Origin of the sequence: Lysinibacter sp. HNR (assembly GCF_029760935.1) — a bacterium.
GTDB lineage: Bacteria > Actinomycetota > Actinomycetes > Actinomycetales > Microbacteriaceae > HNR.
In genome coordinates this window covers 818,479-839,363 of sequence record NZ_CP121684.1, presented here as the reverse complement: position 1 = coordinate 839,363, position 20,885 = coordinate 818,479, and the positions used below count along the sequence as shown (strand labels likewise).

Annotated in this window: 18 protein-coding genes; 5 read left to right on the top strand and 13 right to left on the bottom strand. The window is 57.2% G+C overall.

All coding sequences use genetic code 11. The features are described from left to right. Positions 1 to 22: 22 nt before the first annotated feature. From FrondiHNR_RS03605 to FrondiHNR_RS03595, 3 genes are all read right to left on the bottom strand, one after another. A complete protein-coding gene (locus FrondiHNR_RS03605; protein WP_279353887.1) occupies positions 23 to 1,327 on the bottom strand; it encodes an extracellular solute-binding protein in 1,305 nt (434 codons plus the stop codon). Positions 1,328 to 1,411: 84 nt separating this feature from the next. Further along, positions 1,412 to 2,587, bottom strand: a complete 1,176-nt coding sequence (locus tag FrondiHNR_RS03600; protein WP_279353886.1) for an ROK family transcriptional regulator — start codon at positions 2,585 to 2,587, stop codon at positions 1,412 to 1,414. 190 nt (positions 2,588 to 2,777) lie between these two features. Beyond that, positions 2,778 to 3,992 (bottom strand): NADP-dependent isocitrate dehydrogenase, encoded by a 1,215-nt coding sequence (locus FrondiHNR_RS03595; RefSeq protein ID WP_279353885.1) that lies wholly within the window; start codon positions 3,990 to 3,992, stop codon positions 2,778 to 2,780. 240 nt (positions 3,993 to 4,232) lie between these two features. Between FrondiHNR_RS03595 and FrondiHNR_RS03590 the strand changes: the two genes are divergently transcribed. Together FrondiHNR_RS03590 and FrondiHNR_RS03585 are read left to right on the top strand one after the other, a co-directional pair. Continuing rightward, entirely contained in the window at positions 4,233 to 4,688 is a 456-nt protein-coding gene (locus FrondiHNR_RS03590; protein WP_279353884.1) for a GNAT family N-acetyltransferase, read from the top strand. Beyond that, positions 4,666 to 5,004 carry an MGMT family protein gene (locus FrondiHNR_RS03585; RefSeq protein WP_279353883.1) on the top strand — a complete coding sequence of 113 codons (339 nt, stop codon included), beginning with the start codon at positions 4,666 to 4,668 and terminating at the stop codon, positions 5,002 to 5,004. Before FrondiHNR_RS03590 ends, FrondiHNR_RS03585 begins: the two co-directional genes overlap by 23 nt. A 57-nt stretch (positions 5,005 to 5,061) precedes the next feature. On the opposite strand, the gene purH is transcribed toward FrondiHNR_RS03585, so the two are convergent. The 5 genes from purH to sucC form a co-directional block, all read right to left on the bottom strand. After that, entirely contained in the window at positions 5,062 to 6,654 is a 1,593-nt protein-coding gene (purH, locus tag FrondiHNR_RS03580) for a bifunctional phosphoribosylaminoimidazolecarboxamide formyltransferase/IMP cyclohydrolase (RefSeq protein ID WP_279353882.1), read from the bottom strand. Then, complete coding sequence (purN, locus tag FrondiHNR_RS03575) at positions 6,654 to 7,244, bottom strand: phosphoribosylglycinamide formyltransferase (RefSeq protein WP_279353881.1); 591 nt, start codon at positions 7,242 to 7,244, stop codon at positions 6,654 to 6,656. Before purN ends, purH begins: the two co-directional genes overlap by 1 nt. A 2-nt stretch (positions 7,245 to 7,246) precedes the next feature. Then, positions 7,247 to 8,503 carry a DUF6350 family protein gene (locus tag FrondiHNR_RS03570; protein WP_279353880.1) on the bottom strand — a complete coding sequence of 419 codons (1,257 nt, stop codon included), beginning with the start codon at positions 8,501 to 8,503 and terminating at the stop codon, positions 7,247 to 7,249. Positions 8,504 to 8,673: 170 nt separating this feature from the next. Next, positions 8,674 to 9,564, bottom strand: coding sequence for a succinate--CoA ligase subunit alpha (sucD, locus tag FrondiHNR_RS03565; RefSeq protein WP_279353879.1), 891 nt, complete (start codon positions 9,562 to 9,564; stop codon positions 8,674 to 8,676). A 29-nt stretch (positions 9,565 to 9,593) separates the two neighbouring features. Continuing rightward, positions 9,594 to 10,757 (bottom strand): ADP-forming succinate--CoA ligase subunit beta, encoded by a 1,164-nt coding sequence (gene sucC / locus FrondiHNR_RS03560; protein WP_279354459.1) that lies wholly within the window; start codon positions 10,755 to 10,757, stop codon positions 9,594 to 9,596. 412 nt (positions 10,758 to 11,169) lie between these two features. Here sucC and FrondiHNR_RS03555 point away from each other — a divergent pair, with 412 nt between their 5' ends. After that, positions 11,170 to 12,408 carry a hypothetical protein gene (locus FrondiHNR_RS03555; RefSeq protein WP_279353878.1) on the top strand — a complete coding sequence of 413 codons (1,239 nt, stop codon included), beginning with the start codon at positions 11,170 to 11,172 and terminating at the stop codon, positions 12,406 to 12,408. Positions 12,409 to 12,432: 24 nt separating this feature from the next. On the opposite strand, the gene FrondiHNR_RS03550 is transcribed toward FrondiHNR_RS03555, so the two are convergent. Together FrondiHNR_RS03550 and FrondiHNR_RS03545 are read right to left on the bottom strand one after the other, a co-directional pair. After that, positions 12,433 to 15,036, bottom strand: a complete 2,604-nt coding sequence (locus FrondiHNR_RS03550; RefSeq protein ID WP_279353877.1) for a UvrD-helicase domain-containing protein — start codon at positions 15,034 to 15,036, stop codon at positions 12,433 to 12,435. A gap of 12 nt (positions 15,037 to 15,048) precedes the next feature. Then, the gene (locus tag FrondiHNR_RS03545; RefSeq protein ID WP_279353876.1) at positions 15,049 to 16,101 is read right to left on the bottom strand and encodes a glycerophosphodiester phosphodiesterase family protein; all 1,053 of its coding nucleotides are present in this window, start codon (positions 16,099 to 16,101) and stop codon (positions 15,049 to 15,051) included. Positions 16,102 to 16,241: 140 nt separating this feature from the next. Between FrondiHNR_RS03545 and FrondiHNR_RS03540 the strand changes: the two genes are divergently transcribed. Continuing rightward, on the top strand, positions 16,242 to 17,066 hold the full coding sequence (locus FrondiHNR_RS03540; RefSeq protein WP_279353875.1) for a Bax inhibitor-1/YccA family protein: 825 nt from the start codon (positions 16,242 to 16,244) through the stop codon (positions 17,064 to 17,066). Positions 17,067 to 17,127: 61 nt separating this feature from the next. Then, entirely contained in the window at positions 17,128 to 17,832 is a 705-nt protein-coding gene (locus tag FrondiHNR_RS03535) for a DUF4190 domain-containing protein (RefSeq protein WP_279353874.1), read from the top strand. A 100-nt stretch (positions 17,833 to 17,932) separates the two neighbouring features. Here the strand turns inward: FrondiHNR_RS03535 and guaA are convergent, their stop codons facing one another. From guaA to FrondiHNR_RS03520, 3 genes are read right to left on the bottom strand one after another with little or no spacing between them, the layout of a single operon-like run. Continuing rightward, on the bottom strand, positions 17,933 to 19,501 hold the full coding sequence (guaA, locus tag FrondiHNR_RS03530; RefSeq protein WP_279353873.1) for a glutamine-hydrolyzing GMP synthase: 1,569 nt from the start codon (positions 19,499 to 19,501) through the stop codon (positions 17,933 to 17,935). Positions 19,502 to 19,511: 10 nt separating this feature from the next. Further along, positions 19,512 to 20,003, bottom strand: coding sequence for a DUF3817 domain-containing protein (locus FrondiHNR_RS03525; protein WP_279353872.1), 492 nt, complete (start codon positions 20,001 to 20,003; stop codon positions 19,512 to 19,514). Between the two features lie 5 nt (positions 20,004 to 20,008). After that, positions 20,009 to 20,884 carry an SURF1 family cytochrome oxidase biogenesis protein gene (locus FrondiHNR_RS03520; protein ID WP_279353871.1) on the bottom strand — a complete coding sequence of 292 codons (876 nt, stop codon included), beginning with the start codon at positions 20,882 to 20,884 and terminating at the stop codon, positions 20,009 to 20,011. Position 20,885: the final 1 nt, after the last annotated feature.

Sequence of the window (20,885 nt, the reverse complement as noted above, 5' to 3'; positions counted from 1 at the left end):
TCCATCGGCCGCCCCGGTTTATTTAGTTCAAGAGTGCCGAGATCTTCTCGTCATACTCCTTGGCCAGGGCGGGGATGTCCCCTCCGGCCGCTACCTTGCCAAAGAACTCAACGGGCAGCTGAGCACCCTCAACCGCGGCCCAGCCGGGCGCTGCCGGGGTGAGCTTGGAGTTCTCTGCAGACTTAATGAGCGCCAGAGAGAACTGGTCGTCACCAAGAGAGTCCGAGTAGTCCAGGTTTGCCGGTCCCAGGCCGTTCTCACCGAGCATCCGTTGGTACTCGGGGCTGAAGATGATCTTCAAGAGAGCCCGAGAGGCCTCCTGCTTACCGCTCGCGGCCGATATTGCGATGTTTGAGCCACCGGCAAAAACGGGAGCCGCCCCACCATCAACTCCGGGAAGAACAAAGATTCCAAACGTCTCGTCATCCCACTCGTACCCTTCGGTTTCTACGCCGGTCTCCGGGTCGGTTATTGTTGCGGGATTTCCAATCGAGTTACTCGCCCACCCGGGCGCAATGATTGTTGCGGCCTCGGGCTGCCCCGTTGCGGCATTATCATTAATGTTGATCCAGGGGGTGCTGTCGTCCTCGGTTGCGGGCGCGTTTGACGCGTCGGTGAACAGTGTCTGGAACTGTGTCAGACCCTCGATAGTCTTGGGGTCGGAGAGGGTGGAAACCCAGGTGTCGCCCTCTTTTTTGGCGAGCTCCCCGCCGTTAGCAAAGACCCAGGAGATTGCGTTGCGCCAGTCGCTTCCCCCAATGTAGAAGCCCGACATGCTATCGGTACGAAGCGAGGCAACAGTCTCGTTAAACTCTGCCAGTGTGGTGGGAACCGTCTTACCTGCGGCCTCCCAGATGTCCTTGCGATAGAAGTTATAACGTGAGCCAAAGTAATAGGGCAGCGCATACTGCTTGCCGTCTACCTCGCCAACCTCCACAAACGATTGAAGGAGGCTGTCACCGCCCAGCTCCTCGTATATATCGCTCAGGTCGCTGAAGGCCCCAGCCGAGCTAAAGGTGGGAGACCAGGTGTTTCCTAATTCGACAACGTCGGGGGTGTTTGCCCTATCTGGGAGTGCCGTTGTGAGCTTGGCAACGGCATCAGTCCAATCCTGCTCCTCAATTGTGAGGGTTCCCCCGTTTACCCGGTTGTATTCGGTTTTGAGATAGTCGCGCAGCTCGTCGGGGGTGTCACCACCCATGACCCACAGGGTGATGTCGTTGCTCGCAGATCCCGCGGCCCCGTCATTTCCACCGTCGGTGGAGCAGCCGGCCAGCACTAAGGCCGATGCCGCAACCATTGCGAGTGCTCCTAGCTTTTTCTTCATTGTCACATTCCTCATTTTTTGGATGTTATTTGTATCTGTCGAGATGAGCGTTTTACTCGTCTCGCCGCTGGGATTGCATGAAGCTCAAGAAATCCCGAGTTGTCCGAGTAGGACAAGAACGGCTGCCCCGCGCAGGACTATATCCTGACCGAGGGTGGTCATACTCAACCGGAGATCACCGTGAATCTCCGGCATCATTCGTTGGCGCAGTGTCTCGCTCGCGGACTCTTTCAGCGGGCCACCCAGGAGTTCTCGGGGGCCGCTCAGAACAACCTCGGAAACGTTAAGCGTGGCAATCACCGGAGCGAGGGCAATGCCCAAGCGCTGACCGGCGTTACCCAGCACACGCTCTTTTTCTTTTTCAGTGGGTTTCTGCCCCAGCTGTGCCCGCAGGTTAGGAACCGACAGCCACGCCTCAAGGCAACCGTTTTTACCGCAGGCACACTCGGGTCCACCGTCCGTACCCACCACAACGTGCCCGATCTCACCAGCCGCCTCACCCGCACCAATAATGGGGCTTCCGTCAACAATGAGTCCGGCCCCCACACCCGCACCCACCTGAATAAGGATAAGGTCCTGTGCGGAGTCGCTAAAGCTGTGTTCCGCCAGCACTGCGGCGTTGGCATCGTTTGCCACCGTAACCGGCACCCTAAAACGATTGTTCAAGATGCTCTGCAGCGGAAGATTTTTCCAGCGCAGATTGGGAGCGTTACGCACCACACCCGCGGTGTCTACTACACCGGGTGAGCCCACCCCAATACCCAGGATTTTGCTGGTGGTGCTCTGCTGCAGCTCGTCTATGAGACTCATCAGGCACTCAACCGCGGCATCTCCCTCAACCCTCGATTGTGGCGTTTCGGAGCGCACAATAATGTCCCCGCGCAGGTTGACAAGAACCCCGCGAAACCTAGTCTTTTCGGACAGGTCGACGGCAACGATATGAAACGCATCGGGATTGATATCGAGAAGAGTAGCCGGCTTACCCGGACGGGCATCTTCCCGCTGGCCATTTTCCATCACGATGCCCTCGACGATCATCTCAGAGACCAGATCGGATACGGTCACACGTGTGAGGCCGGTCATCCGGGCGATATCGGCTCGGCTCAAACCAGAAGTGTGATAGAGCTGTTGCAGGACAAGAGAGCGGTTATGGCTGCGGGCGTGTTCCGGCAGCACTTTGCCCTCGGGCCGTAGCGCGCGGCCCACGCGTCGAGTCCCGGTTGCGATAGCGGAGCGTCCACGCTCAAATCCCTGATACATGTTTGTTAGTAAACCTTACGAACTAAATAAATGCAAATTAATCCCCCGGTTTTGCCAAAAACAAAGGCGCAGGCTGTTTATGATCGGTATCTCAAGCACATCCGAGATACCGTCAACAACCTGCGCCACGGCGATAATAGCCGCATGGGATACCCCACACGGGGCACCCCATCAAGCGTCACACAAATTTTTAGGCCAGACGCGCTCTCAGGTTTTCCGAAAGAGTCTCAAGGAACTCCTCCGTGGTCTGATAGGGCTGTTCCGGTCCAACTAGAAGGGCTAGATCCTTGGTCATCTTGCCGCTCTCAACGGTCTTCACCACCACGTCCTCAAGGGTCTCAGCAAACTCAATCAGCTCGCTGTTATCGTCGAGCTTTCCACGATGAATAAGGCCCCGCGTCCACGCGTAGATAGAGGCAATCGGATTGGTTGAGGTGGGCTTACCCTGCTGATGCTGACGATAGTGACGGGTAACGGTTCCGTGCGCAGCCTCCGCCTCAACAACCTTTCCGTCGGGCGTAGCCAACACCGAGGTCATAAGTCCCAGCGAACCGAATCCCTGCGCTACCGTATCGGATTGAACATCGCCGTCGTAGTTTTTGCAGGCCCACACGTAACCGCCCTCCCACTTCATGGCCGAAGCAACCATATCGTCAATGAGGCGATGCTCGTAGGTGAGTCCAGCCGCGTCAAAACGCTCCTTAAACTCGGTGTCGTAAATCTCCTGGAAGATGTCTTTAAAACGACCATCGTAGGCCTTCAAAATGGTGTTCTTTGTGGAAAGATACACCGGGTAATTACGGCTCAGACCGTAGTTAAGCGAGGCACGAGCAAAATCCCGAATCGATGAGTCGAGATTATATTGCACCTGGGCAATGCCGTCAGATGGGGCCTGGAAAACCTCAAACTTGAGGGGCTCTGAACCGTCTTCGGGAGCAAACTCAACGGTCAGTTTTCCGGGTCCAGCAAAGCGGAAATCGGTGGCCCGGTACTGGTCACCAAACGCATGACGTCCAACAATAATGGGCTTATTCCACCCGGGCACCAAACGCGGAATATTGGAGATAATAATCGGCTCGCGGAAGATCACACCGCCCAGAATATTACGGATGGTTCCGTTGGGTGACTTCCACATTTTCTTGAGGCCAAATTCCTCCACGCGCGCCTCATCCGGCGTGATAGTTGCACACTTCACACCAACGCCGTGCCGCTGGATGGCGTGCGCCGCATCAATAGTGATCTGGTCGTCCGTTTCGTCACGCTTCTGAATACTCAGATCGTAGTACTCAAGATTAATATCGAGATAGGGGTGGATAAGTGAGTCTTTGATGAATTGCCAGATGATACGCGTCATCTCGTCACCGTCGAGCTCAACGACGGTGCCTTCAACCTTGATCTTTGACATGGAACTCCCGTAGTTTGGTCGCGTCAAATCGGTGTGTATACCGCCCGTGTTTATACGCCCGGGCACACAGTGATGAGGGTGACGCGAGTATCGTCTCGGCACAAAAGCCGTTTTTAGTCTAGCGGACGGGGCAGACCCCCGGTTCTGCCGTCAACAAATCCTCACGCGAGCGGGATCAAAACCGCTGTCACCAAACAAATGTTTGGGCGTCCAGGGCATTTTTGGGCTAGCCTATTGAGTATGACTGAGCTGAGAATTGAAGAGCTATCGGCCGCAACAATAGTTGCTGTAAACACACTCACGCTCAAACCCGGCCAAGAACAGTACATCGTGCCGGTGTCGTACTCCGCGGCAGCGGCCGTGAGCGACCCCTCACACGCCTGGCAGCGGGTGGCTATGGAAAGCGATCAGGTTGTCGGGTTTATCCACGGCAACTTTGACCCGGATGCCACACAACCCGAATTCCGCTGCTGCCTCTGGCGCATTAACGTTGACGCCGACACCCAGGGAAGGGGCGTCGGAAAGTTTCTTGTGAGCGCACTCGGAGAAGAAGCTCGGCGCCGAGGGTTTTCCACCCTCCACGTCTTTTGGGAACGTGGCGACGAAAGCCCAGAAGATTTTTTCCTTCGGGTAGGTTTTGTGCCCGTTGGCGAAACCACCTACGGAGAGGTTATTGGCGCTCTCCCGCTCGACTAATAACCCCGAGTCTTCCACACGCAACTTTACGGCCGCGGTGCTTGATCTGGTCGCTCAGATTCCCACCGGAAGAGTCATGAGTTACGGTGCCGTTGCAGCTACGCTCGGGTCTCGCGCGGCGCGGCAGGTGGGCAAGATTATGGCTCATCACGGAGCGAGCGTCCCCTGGTGGCGTGTGGTGCGAGCGGATGGGCACCCGCCGGATTCCCATGCCCACGCCGCACACGCCCACTATCTGAAAGAGGGAACGCCGCTTGTAGCCTCGTCTCGGGGAGCCGGGTATCGGGTAAACATGAAGCTGGCGGCCATGCGCTGATACGGCAACCCGAGACGGGGATTCTTCGACCGGGCAGAGCAAGCTGCCCCACAAAACCTAGTGGAAAAAGTGGCGCTCACCCGTAAAGTACATCGTGATCCCGGCGGTGTGGGCCGCATCAATCACATCCTGATCACGAATCGAACCTCCGGGCTGCACAACCGCGCTCACACCGGCGTCAAGCAGAACCTGTAGTCCATCGGCAAAAGGGAAAAAAGCGTCGGAGGCAGCAACCGCACCGAGAGCACGCTCCCCCGCACGCTCTGCCGCCAAACGGCAGGAGTCTACGCGGTTCACCTGCCCCATGCCCACACCCACCGCGGCACCGTTATGCGCCAGTAGAATCCCGTTTGATTTCACGGCGCGGCACGCGATCCAGGCAAACTCTAGGTCGGCCAGGGTCGTGGCATCCGCCTCTTCGCCCGCAACCAGAGTCCAAGGAACCGTGGCGCGTGACGACACCACGTCGGTACTCTGCATCAGAAAACCACCGGATACCTGGCGCAACTCGTGCGTCTCCCGATTATAATCATCGGGCAGCTGTAATAGTCTCAAATTTTTCTTGGTGGTGAGAACCGCAAGGGCATCTTCGTGAAAGGAAGGCGCAACCAGCACCTCGGTAAAAATATCCTTGACGGCGTTGGCCATGCCCAACGTAACAGGGCGATTAGCGGCAATAACCCCGCCAAAGGCAGACACGGGATCACACTCGTGGGCCCTCAGATGCGCGTCGGCAATGGGGTCGCTGGTGGATTCGCTAGCGATTGCAATACCGCAGGGGTTTGCGTGCTTAATAATCGCGACCGCCGGTTCAGAAAAGTCGTATGCTGCGCGGAGGGCTGCATCGGCGTCAACGTAGTTGTTGTAGGACATCTCCTTACCGTGCAGAAGCCTGGCCTGAGCGATGCCGTTTCCGCCGGGAGACTTGTAGAGCGCGGCCGCCTGATGTGAGTTCTCACCGTAGCGCAGCTCCGAGACCCTCAAAGCCTCAATGGAAAGTTCCGAGGGAAGCGCGGAGTTACCCTCCTGAGCGGCAAACCACCCGGCAACAGCCCTGTCGTAGGCGGCTGTGTGAGCAAACGCCTCGGTAGCAAGAGCCACTCGCTGCGCGAGGGTGGTTCCCCCCGAGGCAAGAGCCGAAATAATTTCGGGGTAGCGGGCGGGCGATACCGCAATTGCGATGTTTGCGTGATTTTTTGCGGAGGCTCGCACAAGCGCGGGACCGCCAATATCAATGTTCTCGATCACCGTAGCGGCATCGGCACCCGATGCTACCGTCTCACGAAATGGATACAGATTCACAACGGCCAATTCAAATGCTTCGATACCCAGATCAAGCAGCTGATCGCGGTGCTCCTGCAACCGCAAATCCGCCAGGAGTCCCGCGTGCACACCGGGATGCAACGTTTTTACCCGGCCGTCGAGTGATTCGGGAAACCCCGTAACGGTGCTCACCTCAGTAACGGGGTAACCGGCATCCCGCATAGTGGCGGCGGTTGAACCTGTTGAGACGATCTCGACACCGGTGTTGACCAGAGCCTGTGCGAGCTCTAGTAGACCGGTTTTGTCACTCACCGAGATGAGGGCGCGCTTGACAGCGACCCGATCCTGATGCTGATAACTATTGGCATCATGAACAACATTAACCATTAGTAAACAAACTCCTCTAATACAATCTTTTTAGTGGCGATGTCGTGGACAACATCAATAAGCATGCCGCGCTCGGCAACTTTAATACGTTCGTGCAGGATGAACTCCGTGTCGCCCGGCTCAACCGCGACAACACACTGCCGGATAACAGGCCCGGTGTCTACTCCCTCGTCAATAATGTGCACGGTCGCCCCGGTCTCGGTAGCTCCCGCCGCAAGCGCGTCCCGCACCGCGTGCGCCCCGGGATAAAGCGGAAGCAGCGCGGGGTGCGTGTTAATCAGGTTGGGCGTGAGCTCGGTAACAACACCGGCTGGAATGATACGCATAAACCCGGCGCTCACCACCAGATCCGGCTTCCACTCCCGTACCAGGCTGAGAAGCCCCTTTCCCCACTCTTCCCGTGAAGCAAATTTCTGAGGTTCCACGACAAACGTGGGAACCTCAAACTCGTGCGCATGTTCCAGCCCGGTCGCATTATTATCCGCCCCCACCGCGATAATGCGAAACGGACACTCCGGCCCGTCCGAGGCCTCCAGCAGGGCACGCAGATTAGAACCGCTGCCCGAAATCAGCACGAGGAGAGTAAGCACCCTCACATCCTATCGTCGTTTTGGAACGGCCCCCATCGCAGAGCACGCGCAGAAATTCCCGATACCAGGTATCCCAGCAGCGAGGCAGCTCCGATGTAGATTGCGGCCCAGAGGGCTACCTCCCACCCCATAGGTCCCACCTCTTGGAGACGCTGCGGGCCAATCGCACCACCGGAAACCGCGGCGAGACCACCCAAGATAAGGGCCCCTCCTCCGGCGGCACCACAGGCGCTCAAAACCGGGGTCAAGAGCGGAACCTGCCCACCCCAGTAATCACGGAGGTTGGCAAAAACCCTGTAACTTAAAACAAACGCGATCACCACGGGAACAAGAACACCGAGCAGCCCCCAGCTATGCGTGCCCTCGGGTATAGCACCAAAAAGTGGAAAAGCGGGCAACGGACCCACATTCGTTGCGACGGGACTCACCGAACTCCCAATTCCCAGGGCAAAGCCGGGTCCGAGAAGCCACGCAGCTGTCCAAATAACGGCGTTGGGAAGCAGAGCCGCCTCCGCCACGGTGAGGGTAAGAGCACCGGCCCACCCCGGCTGTAACGACTGCCCAAGCGCCATAATAGACGCGTATTTAACAACGATCACACAGGCAAAAATAGCCGCTGCAACTCCCACCACACCAACTCCCGCGGTAAGACCGAGCCGAATACCGCTGAGGACGGAGCGAACGTGTGCCCCCACCGCGCGGGTCACGCTTTCCTCGTACCATCCCAAAAAACGCGTGTAGAGCGGGGTGTTGTTACGCACACTCCAGTAGAAAAAACCGGTAAGAATGCTAATCAGATAGATGGTCGTCGGCGCCAACACGTAGTGACCCGTGACACCCACCACGTCGCCGATCAGCACCGCCCCAATTAGCCAGGCACCCAGTGCAAAACCGATAACACCCCCCACAATGCCGGCCAGAGGTTGTATCGAAGCGGAAGCCCTCCGACCGAGGGTAACACCGGCCCACACCGTAATCAATGTAATCCCAAGCGGTGCCAACGAAATCACAAAGCTGAGAGGTTCGCTTCCCGTACCCAACGACTGCACCGCCACATCGCTGAGTTCAACCGTCAGAGGAACCCGGTGAGCCAAAAGCCAGGTTGCGGCAGCAAAACCAATAACATTACTGAAGGGAAAACCAAGCTGATACTCGGTCATCCAGAGCAGGATAAGGGGAATAAAAGACACACCGAGCCCGGCTGCGAGAACACCCACAGCTTCGATGGCAACAACGAGTGCCATGATAACGCGTTTCATGTGTCTATGACACTACCTCAAAGACAGGTCTCTCCCACTCGAGGACACGCCCGAGCCCCTCAGACAGTTCGGGGTGAAGTTTCACCAACACCCCGAACCCAGAGCGACCCACCATCGGGCAGTACCGACCACCCCACGCACCGCAGTAAAAACCGTCTCTTGGTGCAACCTTAGAGCGCAGCGTAGGTTTCACGAAGCAGACGAGCCGTTTCACTGGGGGTCTTACCCACTCGAACACCGGCAGCCTCAAGCGCCTCTTTCTTGGCCTGAGCGGTTCCCGCCGAGCCTGACACGATGGCCCCGGCATGCCCCATGGTTTTACCCTCCGGTGCGGTGAATCCCGCAACATAACCCACAACGGGCTTGGTCACGTTGGCCTTGATAAACTCAGCCGCACGCTCCTCGGCGTCACCACCAATTTCACCGATCATCACAATAGCCTTGGTCTCGGGATCGGCCTCGAACGCTGCAAGCGCGTCAATATGGGTGGTACCGATAATGGGGTCACCGCCGATTCCGATAGCGGTTGAAAAGCCAAGGTCGCGCAGTTCAAACATCATCTGATAGGTAAGGGTTCCCGATTTGGACACAAGCCCGATCGGCCCCTTGCCCGTGATGTTATTGGGGGTGATACCCACCAAAGACTCACCGGGAGTGATGATTCCGGGGCAGTTTGGCCCGATAATGCGGGTTTTATTTCCCTTTTCTTGCGCATAAGCCCAAAATTCCGCTGAGTCCTGCACGGGAACCCCCTCGGTAATAATCACCAGGAGCGGAATCTCGGCGTCGATAGCCTCAATGACAGCGTCCTTGGTGAACGCCGGGGGAACAAACGCAATCGAAACATCCGCACCGGTCTTTGTGATGGCCTCGGCAACCGAACCAAATACGGGAAGCTCAACGCCGCCGTCGTGCACAACGGTAGTTCCCGCCTTACGAGCGTTTACACCGCCCACGATAGTGGTTCCCGCTTTGAGCATCAGTGCCGTGTGCTTAGTTCCCTCACCACCGGTGATGCCCTGAACAATAACGCGTGAGTTTTTATTAAGAAAAATAGACATAACTTTACAATTCCTTGGGTTGTGAGGCTTTAGCGAGAGGCCAGAGCGGCCGCTTTATCGGCACCATCGTCCATTGAGGTGGCCAGGGTAATAAGGGGATGATTTGCCGCCGCAAGAATCGCACGCCCCTCTTCCACTTTGTTGCCATCAAGGCGCACAACCAGGGGCTTGGTGGCGCTGCTCCCCAGCACTGTCAGGGCCTGCACAATACCGTTGGCCACCGCGTCACACGCCGTGATACCACCAAAAACATTTACAAAAACGCTTTTCACCTGGGGGTCACTCAAAATAACATCCAGTCCGTCGGTCATGACCTTGGCGGATGCGCCCCCACCGATATCGAGAAAGTTTGCCGGTTTTACTCCACCGTGCTGCTCGCCCGCATACGCAACAACATCGAGCGTTGACATCACAAGGCCCGCACCGTTTCCGATGATCCCCACCTCACCGTCAAGCTTGACATAGTTAAGATCTAGCTCTTTTGCACGGGCCTCCAACGGATCGGATGCCCCCTTGTCTTCAAGGGTCTCGTGGCTGGGGTGCCGGAAAGCCGCGTTTTCATCGAGTGACACTTTACCGTCAAGAGCAACGATGTGACCCTCTTCGGTGAGAACCAACGGGTTCACCTCCACGAGCGTAGCGTCTTCCCCCGTATACACCTCGTAGAGCTGCGCAATAACGGACGCCACTTTTTCTACCAACTCGGCGGGAAATTGAGCCGCAATCGCGATCTCATGAGCCTTTGCCGAGTCGATTCCTCTGTTGGGATTGATCTCGATGCGGGCGAGAGCCTCGGGGCGCTCCACCGCTAATTGCTCGATCTCCATACCTCCCTCGAAGCTCGTGAGCGAAAGGTATGAACGATTAGCTCGATCTAGGAGGACCGAGAAGTAGAATTCCTGAGCAATACGCGCACCGGCCGCCACCATCACACGCTGAACAGTATGCCCTTTAATATCGAGACCAAGGATATCTTGCGCCGCACTGTATGCCTCGTCGGGATTCTGGGCGACCTTAACACCGCCAGCCTTTCCTCGTCCGCCCACCTTGACCTGAGCCTTTACAACAACAACCCCACCGAGTTTTTCAGCGGCCGCACGGGCATCCTCGGGGGTGTCAGCGATGATGCCGGGAAGAACCGGCACCCCATAACTTTCAAATAGGTCTCGTGCCTGGTACTCGTAAAGATCCACGCTTATCCAATCCATGATCTCGCGCTGACGTTAAAGTTGTGGTGCGTCAACGCACTACTAGTGAGTGTGGGATGCGGGAATATATGAGCTTTCGAACAAAAAGCTCACGCACCGCGCCTAATAACAATACAGTGTTTAGCCACCGATACTTATTCGCGTCCCGCTTAATTTCCTGAAGTTTTACTGACCGTCACGGTTGCAACCTTATCCACCCGTGGAAGGCATCTTGGTCTCTTCGCTAGTGAGATCGCCACTCGTCTCTCCTTGTACATCTCGTAATCTTTCCCCTAGAGCCTCTTCCACATCTCTCGTTTTCTTGCTTCACGCAGGACGCTTGTTCCGGTGTGAAAATGCACAATAGTTTACTGCTTCCCTGTGCTTCGCCGTCCTAAAAATGTTACGCTCGATAACTATGGTGAGCCGTAAAAACAAACAGTCACGGACGGCGCTCATCCGTGCGACCGCGAGCGCTCTGACCGTTCCGCTGGTCTTCTCCGCCTGGCTCCCCACCCCCGCATTAGCCAATACCTCTCCGAGTTGGGACGATGTCTTGGCGGCCCGGGGCAACGTTACAAAGACGCAGAGCCTGGTATCTTCGCTCGAAAAAGATCTGACCACACTACAAAACACAGCGGGACAGCTCGGCAACGAAGCGGTCAGCGCCTCGCTTGCGGCAGTCACCGCTCAAAGCGATCTTGCAGAGAGCGAAAAGCGCTCCCAGACTCTCGCCGCGCAGTTAGATACGGCAAAGGTGGAGGCTCAGGCAGCGACGCGAAACACCGGTGCTGTGATCTCAGACCTGTATACCAATCGGGTGGGTCAGGCACTCACAGCAGAACTATTCACCGCATCAGATCCCGAGCGTTTTCTTCATCGCCTCGCCAGCCTTGAGCAGGTCTCCTCTCGCAACGCCATTCTCGCGGCTGAGGCAACCAGCGCGGCCAACACGGTATCCTCGCTCACTGAGCAGGCGCAGGCCGCCTCCCGACAACAGGCAGAGCTCAGCCGCGCGGCTGCCGAGACTGCGCAGCGGGCGGAGCAGGCCAGTGCGGCGGCCAACGCCGCTGTAACAAACGTGCAACAGCAACAAGACGAGCTCTATAGCAAACTTGCAACGCTCCAGGGCACCTCCGAACAGGTTGAAAAAGATTATCGCCAGGAGCAGGCTCAGCAGGCCGCGTTCCGTGAGCAACAACGTCAGGCAGAAAGAAATGCCGCCGCGACTAGGCCGCAACCTCCTATAAACGGCGGCAGGCCTCCGAGTAACGGCGGCTCAGGCGGAGGCAATCAACCGGCAGTTCCCCCGGTTAACCCGCCACCGCCCCCCACCGGAGTTGATAATAGCCCGGCGGGAGCCAAAGCCTATGCAGCAACACAGGTCCGTGCGCGTGGCTGGGGAGACGACCAATTTACCTCCTGTCTTGTTCCTCTCTGGAACAAAGAGTCGAATTGGCGCTATGACGCGATGAATAGATCAAGTGGCGCCTATGGTATTCCTCAGTCTCTACCGGGAGACAAGATGGGTACCGTCGCGGCTGATTGGCGCACCAACTCACAAACCCAGATCCTCTGGGGACTCTCCTATATCGCCAGTCGTTATAAACTGCCCTGTGCAGCGTGGGCACACTCTCAGGCAAAAGGCTGGTACTAAAACCGACGGTTTTGAACCTTTTTGCTATTCAACCTCAGGAATTTTGGTGATGGGTGCGATTTGGATCAGAAGCTTTTTGGGTCCCACCTCGTCAAACAGCACGTGGGCTATTCGTTTTGTTCCCACACCCGTGATGTCTTCCACACGCCCCTCACCATAATCGCTGTGTCGAATGCGATCACCCGTGTCAAGAACGAGGTCGCTGTTGTCTTGAAGATTTCCCATAATGGTGTTGGGAAAAGCCGCAGTCTCCCCGCCGCGGGCGGCTTGAGCTTTGGCTCTTTTTGCCTCCCGCCAGCGCTGTAAACTGCTACTCATATTACCCGAGGCGGGCTCGGACACAGCGGCGGAAGAGCCACCCGAGCTGAACTCCACGGTAGAGTGTGATTGGCCGTTTGACCTCCTGTGCGATGATGCACCGTAGCGGCGGGATCCGGCAGCGCCTCGCGGCGCGTTAAGCGCCCGCGACTGCGTGCCGTCACGGCCCGTGACGGCACCGGGAGACTGCTTCCAGTTAATAAGCTCCGCGGGAATCTCTTGAAGAAAGCGACTGGGCATTGCGGCCGTAATCTCGCCGTGTTGTGCCCGAGTCATGGCCAGCGAAAGATAAAGTTTTTCGCGGGCCCGAGTAATCCCCACGTAGAACAGGCGGCGTTCCTCGGCGGGTCCTCCGGCTTCTTCCGCTGACATTTGGTGAGGTAAAAGGCCCTCTTCTACCCCGGTGATGAACACGGCCCGATACTCCAGTCCCTTTGCCGTGTGCAGGGTCATGAGTGATACCGTCCCGCTGCTGTCGTCTAGGTCGTCTGCAGCGGCGACAAGAGAGACCTCGGTGAGAAAGTCCACGAGGGTCCCCGCCGGATTATTGCGACTAAACTCCTTGGTGACGGCAAGAAGCTCGTCTATGTTTTCTGCGCGGGCTTCATCCTGCGGATCTTTGCTGTTGCGCAGCAGGTCAAGGTATCCCGTCTCAGCCATGAGGTAGCCCAGGATATCGCTCAGCGGGGTGGTCTTGACCCCGAGCGATTCGGGTGTGGTGCGCCCCTCGTCGTCAAGGGTGTCTGCAAGCTGTTCCGCTCCCTCCAGGGCCATGTGAGTGGCGTGGTCAAGGATTCCCGAAAGTTTGAGGATTTCCCCCCGCACCTTAGGGCCGAAACCAAGCTCTCCCGCGCGGCGCATTGCGTCGCGAAAAGAGATGTTTTGCTCCTCTGCAAAGGCCGCCAATTGCGCTTCTGTCATGGGGCCGATTCCCCGCTTGGGGGTGTTTAATATTCGTCTGAGGGCATACTCATCAAACGGGTTGGCCAGTGTGATGAGGTAGGCGATGGCGTCTTTTATCTCTGCCCGCTCATAAAACTTTGTGCCTCCCAGGACACGGTACGGTATGGCCTCGCGGATAAAAATCTCTTCGAGAGCGCGCGTCTGGGCGTTTGTACGGTAAAACACTGCCATGTCTTTATACCCGAGACCATCGCGCCTGAGATCCTCGATCTCGTCCGCGATAAAACGGGCCTCGTCATGGCCCGAATATCCCGTAAAACCAACAATTTTTTCGCCGTCTCCCTCGTTTGTAAAGAGATTTTTCTCTTTACGATCAAAATTATTTGCAATCACGGAGTTAGCAGCGGTGAGGATATTTTGTGTGGAGCGGTAGTTTTGTTCAAGAAGGATCACCTCGGCCCCGGCAAAGTCGCGCTCAAACTCGGTGATGTTGCGAATGTCCGCACCCCGAAACGCGTAAATCGATTGATCGGAATCTCCCACAACGGTGAGACTCGCGCCCGGAATAGAACCGTCCTCGGCGATGTCGCGCGGTGCATACTCAAACGCAGCGGCGGCGACAACCTCGGGCTCGACCGGACGTGTGAGTTCTCGAATCAGCGAGTATTGTGCATGATTAGTGTCTTGGTATTCGTCTACAAGAATATAGCGGAATCTACGCTGGTACAGCGCAGCTATCTCGGGGAAGGAACGGAAAAGATAGACAACCTGGGCGATAAGGTCATCAAAGTCGAAAGCGTTTGCCCGGGTAAGCTCGGCGGTATACCGCCGAAATACCTCGAGGAGCGCCTGCTCCCGCGGATCGGACAGATTGGCCGTGCGCGCATAGGCGTCTGCGTCGACAAGCTCATTTTTCAATTGGGAAATACGCGCGGCAGCCCCGGCCGGGGTGAGACCCAGGTGGTCAAGGTCGAGACTCTTAATGATTCTTTTCAGCAGGGCCCGGGAGTCTGCCGAATCGTAAATGGTAAAGCCCGTGAGGTATCCAAAGCGTTCTGCCTCGCGACGCAGAATGCGAACACACGCCGAGTGGAAGGTTGAAATCCACATGCCCCCGGCAGCCTCACCCAGAAGATCCTCAACCCGCTCGCGCATCTCGGCCGCGGCCTTGTTGGTGAAGGTGATGGCTAAAATCTGGCTGGGCCAGGCCTCACGCGATTGAATAAGGCTCGCGATGCGGTGAGTGAGCACCCGGGTCTTGCCTGAGCCCGCCCCCGCAACGATAAGCAAGGCCGGCCCCCGATAGGCTACGGCGCGCGCCTGCGCCGAGTTAAGCCCCTTGAGAAGATCATCAGACGGATCCGAGGGCGAATCCGGAGAATTATGAAACAGAGGAGGAAGAGTCATCGTGAAACAAGTTTACGACGAACCACCGTCACCGGGTGAGTCTCCCGAGAGGATTTGCCTCACCAAGTCGGGGTGGTCGCAGAAAACCCCCTCCACCCCGGAGCTCACGATGAACTCAAACTCACCACGCCAATTTCCCCACTCCGAAAGGACGCTTCCGCGTCGAAAGTTCTTGTTCAAGAAGAGGTTTTCAGGCCGTAGAGTCCAGGTATAGACGGCTAACCCTGCGTCGTGTGTCCTGCGGACAACATCGCTATGGGCAAGACTACCGCCGGCACCCTTCGCAAAAAGCAGGTCCTTCATAAGGCTCACTCCGTGAACCGGGGCGTGGAGCGACGTACCCGATGCAAGCTCAGCAAGTCCCTCGTCTTTGATAAATGAGGTAAAGGTGAGTCTTGTCTTCCCGTTCTGCGCCGTCTCATCCGCGGGGCTCCCCGCCCTGTGCACCAGGTACACATACTGCGCACGCACCCCCCGAACCTGCAATTGGGTGAGCACACGTCGTTCGAAGCACTCGATAATGAGTTCTTCTGAGCGATCAGTCCACCCCGCTGCCGCCAATTCTGCGGCGACAAGAGCATCGAGGGATATCCCTATCGACTCAAAATATGTGGGATGCTTTATCTCGACGGCCAGCCCAACCCTGCGCCCCCTCTGCTTCCACTCACCCAAAAGTTGCAAAAGATCACAGAAACGTAAGAGCCGGAACTGGCCGTCAAAACTGGCGCTCAACTTTCGTTCCCGTGGAAGCCTCTCGACTGCGCGCAGGGTACTCAGCTCACTCCAGCTAAAATCTTCGGTAAACCATCCCGTACGTTTTTTCCCATCAATTATTTTTGTGCGCCGGCGATCCGCAAACTCGAGATGCGTCGCAACATCGGTCGTATCTGAAATCTCGTTTTCGTGCCGCACCACCAAAACCCCATCCGCCGTTACCACTAGATCGGGTTCGACAACGTCTGCTCCCAGATCAATCGCAAGGGAATAGGCCTCAGCGGTGTGTTCGGGGCGATATCCCGAAGCTCCCCGGTGGCCAATGATGAGGGGGTGTCTCGCTATCGCCATGCGAGCAACAATAACATCTCAACCGCCCCACAGCCGGTCCTCCTCCACAATTAACCCGGCCTTGTCAAAGACGCAGCAATTTCACGGTGTCTTCCCGCTACGATAGGAGGAGACTTTGGTAGAAAACTGAAAGTGAAAATATGCAAAGCAATAATCCCGCCCTCTCGCGCAATCCCGTATTTAACGGTAACGCCCAAACCCTCTCTGCCGAGGAACTCAACAAGATCTACTCTCAGCCCTCAGCAACTCCCAATCGCGCCGGTATCGATCAGCCCTCAACGCAGAAGTTTGAACCGGGCGTGGGTGGTTCTGCTGATCCCATGACCTACGAAGACACGATCGCGAAAACCGCGGGACTCTTTGCCGTGGTGGTAGCTTTTGCTGTTGTCGGCTGGTGGTTTGCTTCGCTCCCCATCGTCATTGGTGCGGCAATCGCCGGCCTAGTGGTGGGTCTTATCGCAACGTTTAAAAAGGCTCCCTCCGTCCCCCTGTACTTTCTCTACGCCGCCCTCCAGGGAGTCTTCGTGGGAGGAATCTCCGGGATGTTTGAGGCCATGTGGGACGGAATCGTCACGCAGGCAGTTGTGGGAACGTTCTCCGTTGTTGCTATCACGCTCCTGCTGTTCCGCAGCGGCAAAGTTCGCACCTCACCCCGCATGACCAAAATCGTCATGATCGCTATGGGCGGTTACCTGCTCTTCTCCCTCCTCAACTTCGGCCTCATCGCGTTTGGAGTCCTCCCCGGCTTTGGTATGCGCGAAGGAATCTGGGGCATCCTCATCGGTATCGCGGTGGTGTTGATGGCCGCTTACTGCTTGGTAATGGACTTCGAGTACATTAAGAACGGCGTTGAGGCCAAGGCACCCCGTGTGTACGGATGGACGGCCGGATTTGGCCTCATGGTCACTATCATCTGGCTCTATCTCGAGGTTCTGCGTCTTATCGCTATCTTCCGGGGAGACTAACCACGCGCAGGCTCTGGCCTGCTGAGGTGGGGTCTTGAGGTACTAAGCAAAAGGAGTCACATTGGCCACCGATGAAGATAGCGCGCGCCGTCAGGTCAATGACCCCTCGACAACGGCCGAACAGCTAGCCGATATAGCCTACGATCACCCCTACCTCACGGTGGAGATCACGCGACACCCCAATGCCTACCCCGGCCTTATTGAGTGGCTCAACCAATACGGTGTTCCGCCGGAGCACCACGCGTCGGGTAGCGAAACGCCGCGTGAGGCCACCATATTTGATGTTGCTCCTGTGCGGGAGCCAAACGAAGTAACGGCCCCCGCACAGACGCTCTCTGCCGCTCACGCCCTACGCAGCACCCCCGCGTCAGCTAATAACCAGCAGTACCTTCCACCCGCGGAAGCATCGGTGACCGACCCACATCACGTTGACGAAAATCCCACCACCACGCCCAGCTTCGCGGCGCTCGTCCAGGCCCCGCAGACGGCGCCCTTTGTTGCTGACACCGACTCTTATGATCTACACGGTAAACCACGTGTTGATCCGGACGCCCCTATGAACATCATGGCCGTCCTTGCGATTATCTGCTGCTTGGGGTGGCTCGGCATTGTTTTTGGGGTCATCGCCAAGCGTCAAATCCGCACGAACTTAGAACGAGGCTGGGAACTCGCTCGCTGGGGAATAATTCTCGGTTCTATCTTCACCGTTCTCACGGCAGCCCTCATAGCGTTTAACGTCGGTATTACCCTCATGGCGCTCACCTAGACCACGGCACAGAGCCGCAGGAACGCAAACACACGGTTGTGACGGCCTTATTTACTTCTTCTGGAGCGTTACGGTTACCACGTGCGAGCCCTGCCGGTGCCTACTCCCACTCGATGGTGCCCGGAGGCTTGGAGGTCACGTCAAGTACCACCCGATTCACACCGGGAACCTGGTTGGTAATGCGGTTTGAGATACGCGCAAGCACCTCGTATGGCAGTCTTGTCCAATCGGCTGTCATGGCGTCCTCAGAGGAGACGGGACGCAACACGATGGGATGCCCATACGTGCGTCCGTCACCCTGAACCCCCACCGAACGAACATCCGCGAGCAATACAACCGGGCACTGCCAGATCTCATCGTCAAGGCCCGCCACGGTAAGCTCCTCCCGCGCTATGGCATCAGCGGCCCGCAGCAGCTCAAGCCTCTCGGCGGTCACCTCACCAACAATACGGATACCGAGGCCCGGGCCGGGGAAAGGTTGACGTCCCACAATAGCCTCGGGAAGTCCTAGCTCACGACCAATCGCACGCACCTCATCTTTGAACAGGGTCCGCAACGGCTCCACCAACTCAAAACTCAGATCCTCCGGGAGTCCACCCACATTGTGATGGCTCTTGATATTGGCAGTACCGCTTCCGCCACCGGACTCCACCACATCCGGGTACAGGGTTCCCTGCACCAAAAAACCAATGGGGTCTCCCCCTGCAGCGGCCTCCGCGACCAGATCAGCCTGAGCCCGTTCAAAAGTACGAATAAACTCACGCCCAATAATTTTGCGCTTCTGCTCGGGGTCGGTTACCCCGGCCAGAGCACCTAAAAATTGTTCCCCGGCGTCAACCGTAACCAGGCGAACACCCGTAGCCTTCACATAGTCTTCCTCAACCTGACGCCGTTCGTCCTGACGCAACAGGCCGTGATCTACAAACACACACACGAGCTGATCTCCCACCGCCCGGTGCACAAGAGCCGCAGCAACGGCAGAGTCAACCCCACCCGAAAGGCCACAGATGACCCTGCGTGAGCCCACCTGGGAACGGATAGCGGCCACCTGATCGGCGATCACGTTCCCGGAGTTCCACTCGGCAGCGATACCCGCCGCGCGGTGGAGGAAATTTTCTAAAACACTCTGCCCAAACTCTGAGTGTTTCACCTCGGGGTGCCACTGAACCCCGTAAAAACGCTTCTCGTCGTGGGCAAAAGCTGCCACGGGGGTGGTTGTCGTGCGAGCCAGGACGGTGAATCCTTCGGGCTCCGTAACAACCGAGTCCCCGTGACTCATCCATACGGTCTGCTCGGTCGGCTGACCGTGGAGAAGCACCCCGCCCTCGCCAATAGCAACATCGGTTGCCCCGTATTCACGCTCACCCGTCTGCGCAACAACTCCGCCCAATGCCTGCGCCATGACCTGAAAGCCGTAGCAGATACCTAAAACGGGGATGCCCAAGCTGAATATTTCGCTGTCTAGACGCGGTGCTTTCTCCGCATAAACACTTGCGGGTCCCCCACTCAGAATAATGCCCAGCGGGTTTTTTGCCGCTACCTCGGCGGCAGTCACGGTGTGGGGCACAATCTCTGAGTAAACGTGTGCCTCACGCACACGACGCGCGATAAGCTGAGCGTATTGCGCACCAAAATCAACAACAAGAACCGGACGTGAACTGACCGCCAACAGCTGAGTATTAATAGGAAGCCTCCGTTTGAGTCTCTGACAGGGGTAAAACGTCGATTTTTTCGCGTGGCGACTCGGCAAGGAATGCGTCTACCTCGCGCGCGATACGAACCTCCATGAAGAAGGATAGGAACGGCACCACCCCGCCCAGTGCGATCACAAGAAAACGCATAAAGGGCCAGCGCATGAGGCTCCAGAGACGGAAATCGCTAAAGAGGTACACCACGTAGAACCAACCATGAGCAATCAAAATCCCCATGGAAAGGTTATACCCGCTTGTCATGCTGGAGGTGAGCCCCCCTTCGGGGTCAACAAGAACCTGTTCGAGCGTCAGCAGCCCGTTGGGCCCCCCCACAAATATCTCGTAGTGGAAAACGTATTTTAACACCATCTCAAAGCACAGTAGAAGAAGCATCACACCGGTGATGACGGACGTGATCTTATAAAACGAAAGTGCCTTGCGGATGCGCGGATAATCAGCCGGACGCGGTTCAAGAGCCATAATATTTAGTCTACCCGCTCATCCGCAGCGCGCGCACTGCGGGGCGGGGTGGATTGCTGCCCAAGAAGGTCTATCTCCTTCTCTAGAGCATCACGCGTGAGTCGATACCAGAAGTAGATTGCAAACCCGGCAAAAACAATCCACTCCGCAGCATAAAAAAGATTGAGCCAGTTGACAGACTGCGGGGGCAGCGGGGGGAACGAATCTATAGGATCAAGCCCAAGAACGCTCTCGTGCGAGACCAGGAACCCTTGATAAACGGGGCCATCAACGGCATTCCACAGGTTGGCCTGCTGCGCGGGTAGCATTGAAAGAACGTCAAAGGGGTTCTCGTCCGCAGCGGGAACGGTTCCCCCTTCGGGAACGCTGTAGCGCCCCTCCAGGGTGTGCACCGATTCCCCCGCGGTGTGCAGTCGCGTGACCACAGCCTCGGCCTCCGCACTCGTGGAGGTCCAGCCGAGCGCTACCGAGAGGCTGCTCGGCTTCGGCCCCTCCGTCACAAAGTGACCCACCACCCAATAACCGATCTCTCCGGAGTTCACACGATTCCCCACCGTACCAAAATCTCCCGAAACAAAGTAGCCGGTGACGGTTGCCACCCGACCGGCGGCAGCATCGCTCACGGCGGTACCCGGCTCGGTGATCTCGTTCAATGGAAGCACCCGCTCGGCGCTTTCTTGGCTCACTTCCTGGTTCACGAGCGCTGCCTCTAATTGCCAATTACCCAACCAGGCAAAACCACCCGCGACCGCAATCGCCAGGATGAGGGCTCCGATCCAACGGGGACGAAGCATCACCTGCCGCAAAGTGGGCTGCGCCCCAGATCCTGACACACTTGCTGTGGAGTGCTGGGCGGACGGCTTGTCTTTGGTATCGTGCATA

Bases quoted from the DNA above. Each gene is read 5' to 3' on its own strand.
- FrondiHNR_RS03605 (WP_279353887.1), bottom strand. From the start codon at position 1,327: ATGAAGAAAAAGCTAGGAGCACTCGCAATGGTTGCGGCATCGGCCTTA.
- FrondiHNR_RS03600 (WP_279353886.1), bottom strand. From the start codon at position 2,587: ATGTATCAGGGATTTGAGCGTGGACGCTCCGCTATCGCAACCGGGACT.
- FrondiHNR_RS03595 (WP_279353885.1), bottom strand. From the start codon at position 3,992: ATGTCAAAGATCAAGGTTGAAGGCACCGTCGTTGAGCTCGACGGTGAC.
- FrondiHNR_RS03590 (WP_279353884.1), top strand. From the start codon at position 4,233: ATGACTGAGCTGAGAATTGAAGAGCTATCGGCCGCAACAATAGTTGCT.
- purH (WP_279353882.1), bottom strand. From the start codon at position 6,654: ATGGTTAATGTTGTTCATGATGCCAATAGTTATCAGCATCAGGATCGG.
- FrondiHNR_RS03570 (WP_279353880.1), bottom strand. From the start codon at position 8,503: ATGAAACGCGTTATCATGGCACTCGTTGTTGCCATCGAAGCTGTGGGT.
- sucD (WP_279353879.1), bottom strand. From the start codon at position 9,564: ATGTCTATTTTTCTTAATAAAAACTCACGCGTTATTGTTCAGGGCATC.
- FrondiHNR_RS03555 (WP_279353878.1), top strand. From the start codon at position 11,170: ATGGTGAGCCGTAAAAACAAACAGTCACGGACGGCGCTCATCCGTGCG.
- FrondiHNR_RS03550 (WP_279353877.1), bottom strand. From the start codon at position 15,036: ATGACTCTTCCTCCTCTGTTTCATAATTCTCCGGATTCGCCCTCGGAT.
- FrondiHNR_RS03545 (WP_279353876.1), bottom strand. From the start codon at position 16,101: ATGGCGATAGCGAGACACCCCCTCATCATTGGCCACCGGGGAGCTTCG.
- FrondiHNR_RS03540 (WP_279353875.1), top strand. From the start codon at position 16,242: ATGCAAAGCAATAATCCCGCCCTCTCGCGCAATCCCGTATTTAACGGT.
- FrondiHNR_RS03525 (WP_279353872.1), bottom strand. From the start codon at position 20,003: ATGGCTCTTGAACCGCGTCCGGCTGATTATCCGCGCATCCGCAAGGCA.
- FrondiHNR_RS03520 (WP_279353871.1), bottom strand. From the start codon at position 20,884: ATGCACGATACCAAAGACAAGCCGTCCGCCCAGCACTCCACAGCAAGT.